This is a genomic window from Mucilaginibacter polytrichastri, assembly GCF_001911425.1.
GTDB classification, from domain to species: Bacteria; Bacteroidota; Bacteroidia; order Sphingobacteriales; family Sphingobacteriaceae; genus Mucilaginibacter; species Mucilaginibacter polytrichastri.
This window is the reverse complement of record NZ_MPPL01000001.1, coordinates 975,230-982,120: the sequence shown is the minus strand read 5'-3', so window position 1 is coordinate 982,120 and position 6,891 is coordinate 975,230. Positions and strand designations below refer to the sequence as shown.

Below are 6,891 nucleotides of genomic sequence, written 5' to 3'. Positions count from 1 at the left end.
TTTATTAATAATTACATATATAATTATTAATAAGAGATTTAACTAATACAGATTAAATATTTACTTTACAATGCTCAATATCGAAAATACTTTAGTTAACAAAATTTATACCTTACCTGCCTTACAACACCAGGTTGCCCTATGGAAAGCCGAAGGCCAAAAGCTGGTATTTACTAACGGCGTTTTTGATTTAATACATACCGGCCATATTACCTACCTGGCGCAAGCGGCAGAATTGGGTAATAAACTCATTATCGGCTTAAATGCTGATGCATCGGTTAAAAGGTTAAAAGGCGAAAGCCGCCCGGTAAATCACCAGGATAGCCGGGCGTTATTGTTAAGTGCCTTCTTTTTTGTTGATGCCATCGTAATTTTTGACGAAGACACGCCAGCCAACCTCATCAATGCTGTAATGCCCGATGTATTAGTTAAGGGCGGCGACTACACTATCGAAAATATTGTGGGTGCAAACGAGGTAATGGCTAATGGCGGTGAAGTAAAAACTATTAATTTTGTAGATGGATATTCTTCTACCTCCATCATTAACAAAATCAGGGGCCAAAAATCCTGAATTCTTAATTAAAATATGAAGATACTGGTGATCCGGTTTAGCTCAATGGGCGATATTATTTATACCACCCCTGTGGTGCGTTGCCTGAAACAGCAGCTGCCGGATGCCGAAATTCATTTTTTAACCAAACCAGCCTTTAAGTATATCTACGATGCCAACCCGCACCTGGATAAGTTGCTGCTGCTTAAAGAACGCTTGAGCGATACCATTGCCGATATTAAGCAAGAACAATACGATTACATCATCGACCTGCATAATAACCTGCGTACTTCTATTATTAAACTGCGTACGGGTATTAAATCATTCACTTATGATAAGCAGCGCATCCGTAAATGGCTAAGCCTTAAATTTAATTTAAAGCTGATTGAACCCACTCATTTGGTAGACCGGTATTTAAAGGCTGTTAAGTTTTTAGGTATAACCAATGACGGGCTGCCAATAGATTATTACATTAAGAAGCAACACCAACTGGCAGAATTATTACCTGTGAGTCATCAGTCCGGCTATGTGGCTTTTGTTATTGGCGCAACACATTTTACCAAGCGCATGCCGAATGAAAAGATCATTCGCATTTGCAGGGGCATCAATCACCCTGTTTTATTACTCGGTGGCGAAGATGTAAAGCCTAATGGCGAAATAATTGCCGATGCCCTGGGTAGCAAAGCTTACAATGCCTGCGGTATCACCACATTGGATGAGTCTGTTTACCTGGTTGCCAATGCCATTAACATTATTGGTTTTGATACCGGGCTAACCCACATTGCCGAGGCTTTTAACAGACCTATAGCATCTGTATGGGGCGGCACCGTACCCGAGTTGCTGGGCGTACAACCTTACCATGTAAAAAATGCAATGGTGGCCGGCATTGAATTACCATGCCGGCCATGCTCAAAATTCGGCTTGCCGCAATGCCCGCTGGGCCATTTTAAATGCATGAATAATATGCCAGAAGAACCGCTAATCAATTTTGCCAATCAACTTACAACTCCCGAATAATTTTAACCGAATGAAATATATTTTAATTCTTTTACTTACAACCTTAACCATGAGTGCTTACAGCCAGCAAAAGTGGGGTTACGGCATTAAGTTTGGAGCCGGAATAGCAGATCAATCCATTAATGATAATAGCATTATAGAGACTAACTCAATAAAAACTTTAAGTTTCGGTGGGTTTGTTAATTATAATCTACCCCATCAGTTTGCACTGCAATCGGGCATTGGCGTCAGTAATAAAGGGGTAGAGATTGTGCAGGATGCCATTACAACAACCCCCCATATCACCTACCTGGATTTGCCGCTTAATATTGTAAAAAAGTTTAAATTTCCTGGTTTAGGTATGTATTATTTTGGTGGCGGCGGCTATGCAGCGATGGCCCTCAGCGGCAAATATAAGTTTGAGACACCCAATAGTGTATCGTCAGAAAAATTAGAATTTGGGAGTTCAAAAGATTTACAAAGGTTTGATACAGGCCTTAATTTTACTACCGGGCTCGAGCTTAATAATCATTTACTATTTGATATCAGGTATGCATACGGCTTTAAAGATATCTCTACCTATCCACTCAAAGATACCGGCACATCAAAAATCCGCAATAAACTATTAACCATTAGCCTGGGGTACGCATTTCAATAATTTATAACCATGAAAAAGCTATTACTGATAAGGCATGCCAAAGCCGCACACGAAACCAACACCGGCGACTTTGCACGCCCTTTGAAACACTCAGGAGAAAAAGATGCCCTTGAGTTGGCAAAACGGCTTGTTTCGAAAGATATGGTACCGCAAACGGTGTTTAGTAGCCCTGCGTTACGTGCAAAAACTACTGCTTCGATCATTACAGAGCACCTCAAACTACATGAGGCCAGCTATATTGAAGCCGTTTATGAAGCATCTGATCCAACCCTGCTTCAGATCATCAACCAATTGCCAGATCAATTTGATTTTATAGCCCTTACAGGGCACAACCCGGGCTTGAGTACCATAACCACATACCTTACGGGGAAGTACTGCAGCCTGCCCACCAGCGGCGCTGTGCTTATTAATTTTGATACAGAGAGCTGGGGTTTAATATCAGCCGTTACCGGCGATATAAGCTGGGTAAGCGACCCTGATTGATCTTTAGCTAATGCAATAAGCTTTTCCGGGCATTGAACGTATAAAACCCTGCATTTCGAGGTTTAAAAGGTTCATGGTAAGCAGGCTCACGGGCATACCTATTTTTAACGTAAGCTCGTCTATCGCTATAGATTTTGTCTGGCCTAATACATCCATAATCAGGCGTTCATCTGCTGTTAGGTCCATAGCCAGCATCAATTGATTAGGCTTTTTAGGTATCAGTTCGTCTTTTTCCCAGCCAAGCGCATAAGCCAGATCAGCGGCATTTGTTAACAAACCGGCCTTATGATGCCTGATGAGATAATTACAACCTTCAGAAAATTCGTCGTTAACGCGCCCAGGAAATGCAAACACATCGCGGTTATAAGAGTTAGCTATTTCGGCAGTAATGAGCGCACCGCCCTTTATTCCGGCCTCTATAACAACTGTAGCATCGGCCATACCAGCTACTATCCTGTTCCGTGCAGGGAAATTCTCCCTATCCGGCGCCGTGCCCGACGGATATTCGGTTAGCAACCCTCCGTTCAGCAGCATTTTATCAGCTATAGAGCGATGTGCAGCCGGGTAAAGCCGATCGAGCCCATGCCCCAATACGCCCACAGTGGGAACATTAAGCCGCACACTGTCTTTATGAGCAGCCACATCAATGCCATAAGCCAGGCCACTTACCACTAAAGCTCCGTAGGTATGCAATTCTTCTACCAGCTCCTTACAAAGATCCTTGCCATAGGCTGTAGCTTTGCGGGTACCTACAATACTAATAACACGCTGTGGGTTTAAATCCACCTTCCCCTGGGCATACAACAACACCGGTGCATCATTACAAGCCCTTAGCCGTTTAGGATAGCGCGCGTCTGTATAAAAGATCACATCGATATTATGCTTCGTTACATAGGCCGCCTCCTGCTCTGCCCTTAATAACGCTGCTTTAAAATCAATTTGCTTAATCGTTTTAGCTGCTATTCCGGGTACCTTTTCGAGCTTCGAGGAGTGTATTAGGAATACATTTTCTGCACTGCCTGCATAAGCAACCATTGATTTTGCCAGTACGGGGCCAATATTTTTAATAAAGGTTAAAGCGAGTTGGTGGATAAGGGACATAGTAATTCCAATGTACTCAATCCACATTTAAAAGGCAATTATTTAGTTAAATAACTCATAATAAGTTATATAAAACATTTTAAACTACTTTAATAGTTCTTTAACTATAGAAATAGTAGCATAATGAGCATTTTGAACTATGAAAATAGTAACGAAACTATTGATATAGTTCATTAAAACTATGAATATAGTTGCTATTTTTGGGCCAAATGAAGGAATTAACCAAAGCCGAAGAGCAGGTAATGCAAATCTTATGGCAATTAAAGGAAGGCATTGTAAAAGACATATTAGCCAGGATGCCCGACCCAAAACCAGCCTATACTACGGTGTCTACCGTGGTAAGAGTAATGGAGAGCAAGGGATTTGTGGCACACAAGGCCTACGGCACATCGCATGTATATTACCCTACGATTAATGAGGAAGAATACAAGAAACTGGCTTTTGATAAGCTGTTGAAGACTTTCTTTAATGATTCGGTAAAGGAGCTTATCTCCTACTTGGCCAAAGAAAAGAAACTGAATATTACAGATTTGGCCGAATTGATCCTGCTTTCAGAACGGGGCAAGAAGTAAAGTCTAAATATATACAGCCACTATTTAAAATGGCTGTATATAGCTATCTAAACGTTTATGTTAATTAAACGCTGTAATTAGCTTTACTACAGCATAAAATAGACCTCCTGAGGATGCGATCTAAACATTTGATAATATTATGGTGCAGTATATCGCAAAGAAATGAGCGACAAGAAAAATAGAATTCAATATATAGGATCAAATAGTGATCCTATATATTAATTAAACCTTAACGTAGATTACCTGTTTGGTTTCAAAAAATTCGCCGGAGAAATATTTCTTTAAATCATAACGCTTAACCGCCAGGCGCGATTCGGCTATCTCTTCAACGAGGTCTCCCCCTTTGAGGTACAGTATGCCGTTTGGCAGCGTATTCTTAGATTGTTTGTTAAACTTATCTTTCACCCAGGGATAAAAATCCTTTAAACGCGTTACAGCGCGCGAGACCACGAAATCAAAACGGTCCTCAAACTGCTCGGCACGCATATGCGCCGCACGTAAATTGGTTAAGCCGAGCGAAGTAGCCACCTCCTGCACTACTTTAATCTTCTTCCCGATAGAATCTACCAGGTAGAATTGAGTCTCCGGGAAAAGGATCGCCAGCGGGATGCCCGGGAAGCCCCCTCCTGTACCTACATCAAGAACCGTTTCACCAGGTAAAAAGCTGATTACCTTGGCTATGCCCAGCGAATGCAATACATGGCGCTCATAAAGCTGATCGATGTCTTTGCGCGAAATCACATTGATCTGGCTGTTCCAATGCTCATAGAGTGCCTGTAGCTGCGAAAATTGCTGCTGTTGCTTAGCGGTCAGATCGGGAAAATATTGGAAGATTAGCTCAGATGTCATTTCTATTGCGACGGTTTATAATATTACCTAACAGGTATTTGGCTCTAAAAAGTTGTGCTTTAACAGTACCCAGCGGCAAACTTAACTGTACAGATATTTCTTCGTAACTCAGTTCATCAAAATAGCGCAGAGTAATAAGGTTACGGTAACGTTGCGGCAAGCTGTCAACCAGTGCTTTAAGTTCCTGTGTTTGTTGTTTTTTGATAGAAAACTCTTCCGGATTAAGGTCATCCGTTTTAATCTGCATCGGGCGTTCATCGCCATCATCATCCACCATACCGTGTAAACTCATGGTGTTGAGTTTCTTTTTACGGATAAAATCGATGCAATTATTAGTGGCCACCCTAAACAACCAGGTACTGAAGGCAAAATCGGGCTGGTATTTATCCAGTTTATCAAAGGCTTTGGCAAAAGTTTCCACGGTGAGGTCCATCGCATCTTCCTTATTATTAACCATTTTGAGCGCCATAAAGTAAATAGAATCTTTATAACGCTGCATCAAACTGGCGTATGCCTTCTGGTCTCCCTCCCGCGCCTTAAGCACAAGCTGAAAGTCATTTTTTGCGTTCTCGGTGAAATTAGTGTTTACTTCCACTGGTTAGTTTTTTTTAATGTGCCAACCAAACCAAAAATATTTACATAAAAATAGTATAAAGTGTCGGCTAAAGGCAAATACCATATAAAGTCTTTACCTTGTAAAGTAGTAAATTGTTTTCTGTAAACCAATATTTGTGCCACCCACCTAAAAATGAATAAGCTGATTGCCACATACATAAGCGGTTTACCTGCCAGGCACGCAAAAAACAAAGCATAAAAAAGCAACCCGCTAAGCGCATCAGCCCCTAACATCCTTTTATGTTTTCCCTTATATAGCTTCCCAGCCCCCATGTGGCGTTTTTTTTGTTTAAACCAGGCACCAAAACTGGTTTTAGGCTCACTGAATGTAAATGATTCGGGATGCATTTCTATCACCGTATTATATTTAGTAGCATTTGCATTTACAAACAAATCGTCATCACCAGACATGATATGCATGTGCGATGCAAAGCCTTTCACCTTGAAAAACAATTCTTTACGGTAACCCATATTGCGCCCAACGCCCATATAAGCATTACCCCTTAACGCGGCCGACAGATAGTTTACGGCTGTTTTAATGGTTTCAAACCTGATAAGCGAATTTAAAAGCCCGCCGGTTTTATAATAGGGTGAATAGCCCAATATAATTTCCGTTTCAGGATTCTCGAAGTTGGCGGCCATTCGGGTTATCCAATGCGCTGAAGCGGGTTGGCAATCAGCATCTGTAAATAGCAACTGCGCATATTTTGCGGCTTTAATCCCCATGGTTACAGCAAACTTTTTACCGGTTTTAAACTTGCGGCTCTCGGTGACGTTTACAATTTTAAGGTGCGGGTATTTAGCCTGAAACGCATCTAAAATAACATCCGAGCCATCTACCGAGCAATCATTTACCACAACAACCTCAAATTCGGGGTGTTGCTGCTCCAATATATTCGGCAAATATTTAGTTAAGTTTTCGGCCTCGTTGCGTGCGCTTATAATTACCGAAACAGGAATAACGGCTCCGGGCAGCTCTGTTAGCTGCTTGTAGCTGTTTAATTTATTTTGACAGGCTAGCAGATAAACCATCTGAATAATGAAACAGATGATCAATAATCCTAGTA

The 6,891-nt window shown here is 41.4% G+C and carries 9 protein-coding genes; 5 read left to right on the top strand and 4 right to left on the bottom strand.

Going from position 1 to position 6,891, the window contains the following annotated elements:
* Window positions 1–70 precede the first annotated feature (70 nt).
* Genes rfaE2 through RG47T_RS04445 form a run of 4 tightly spaced genes read left to right on the top strand, consistent with a single transcriptional unit; the run spans window position 71 to window position 2,687 of the window.
* Complete coding sequence (gene rfaE2, locus RG47T_RS04460; RefSeq protein ID WP_074488312.1) at window positions 71–571, top strand: D-glycero-beta-D-manno-heptose 1-phosphate adenylyltransferase; 501 nt, start codon at window positions 71–73, stop codon at window positions 569–571.
* A gap of 15 nt (window positions 572–586) precedes the next feature.
* The gene (locus tag RG47T_RS04455) at window positions 587–1,567 is read left to right on the top strand and encodes a glycosyltransferase family 9 protein (protein WP_074488311.1); all 981 of its coding nucleotides are present in this window, start codon (window positions 587–589) and stop codon (window positions 1,565–1,567) included.
* 10 nt (window positions 1,568–1,577) lie between these two features.
* Window positions 1,578–2,204 carry a porin family protein gene (locus RG47T_RS04450; protein WP_074488310.1) on the top strand — a complete coding sequence of 209 codons (627 nt, stop codon included), beginning with the start codon at window positions 1,578–1,580 and terminating at the stop codon, window positions 2,202–2,204.
* A gap of 9 nt (window positions 2,205–2,213) precedes the next feature.
* The gene (locus RG47T_RS04445; RefSeq protein WP_074488309.1) at window positions 2,214–2,687 is read left to right on the top strand and encodes a SixA phosphatase family protein; all 474 of its coding nucleotides are present in this window, start codon (window positions 2,214–2,216) and stop codon (window positions 2,685–2,687) included.
* Between the two features lie 3 nt (window positions 2,688–2,690).
* Here RG47T_RS04445 and dprA read toward each other — a convergent pair whose 3' ends face one another.
* Complete coding sequence (gene dprA, locus RG47T_RS04440; protein WP_074493131.1) at window positions 2,691–3,788, bottom strand: DNA-processing protein DprA; 1,098 nt, start codon at window positions 3,786–3,788, stop codon at window positions 2,691–2,693.
* A gap of 209 nt (window positions 3,789–3,997) precedes the next feature.
* On the opposite strand from dprA, the gene RG47T_RS04435 reads away from it, so the two are divergent.
* Entirely contained in the window at window positions 3,998–4,360 is a 363-nt protein-coding gene (locus RG47T_RS04435) for a BlaI/MecI/CopY family transcriptional regulator (RefSeq protein ID WP_074488308.1), read from the top strand.
* A 222-nt stretch (window positions 4,361–4,582) separates the two neighbouring features.
* Here the strand turns inward: RG47T_RS04435 and rsmG are convergent, their stop codons facing one another.
* From rsmG to RG47T_RS04420, 3 genes are read right to left on the bottom strand one after another with little or no spacing between them, the layout of a single operon-like run.
* The gene (gene rsmG / locus RG47T_RS04430) at window positions 4,583–5,209 is read right to left on the bottom strand and encodes a 16S rRNA (guanine(527)-N(7))-methyltransferase RsmG (RefSeq protein ID WP_074488307.1); all 627 of its coding nucleotides are present in this window, start codon (window positions 5,207–5,209) and stop codon (window positions 4,583–4,585) included.
* The gene (locus RG47T_RS04425; RefSeq protein ID WP_074488306.1) at window positions 5,199–5,804 is read right to left on the bottom strand and encodes an RNA polymerase sigma factor; all 606 of its coding nucleotides are present in this window, start codon (window positions 5,802–5,804) and stop codon (window positions 5,199–5,201) included. Before RG47T_RS04425 ends, rsmG begins: the two co-directional genes overlap by 11 nt.
* Window positions 5,795–6,856, bottom strand: coding sequence for a glycosyltransferase (locus tag RG47T_RS04420; protein ID WP_074488305.1), 1,062 nt, complete (start codon window positions 6,854–6,856; stop codon window positions 5,795–5,797). Before RG47T_RS04420 ends, RG47T_RS04425 begins: the two co-directional genes overlap by 10 nt.
* Between the last annotated feature and the right edge of the window lie 35 nt (window positions 6,857–6,891).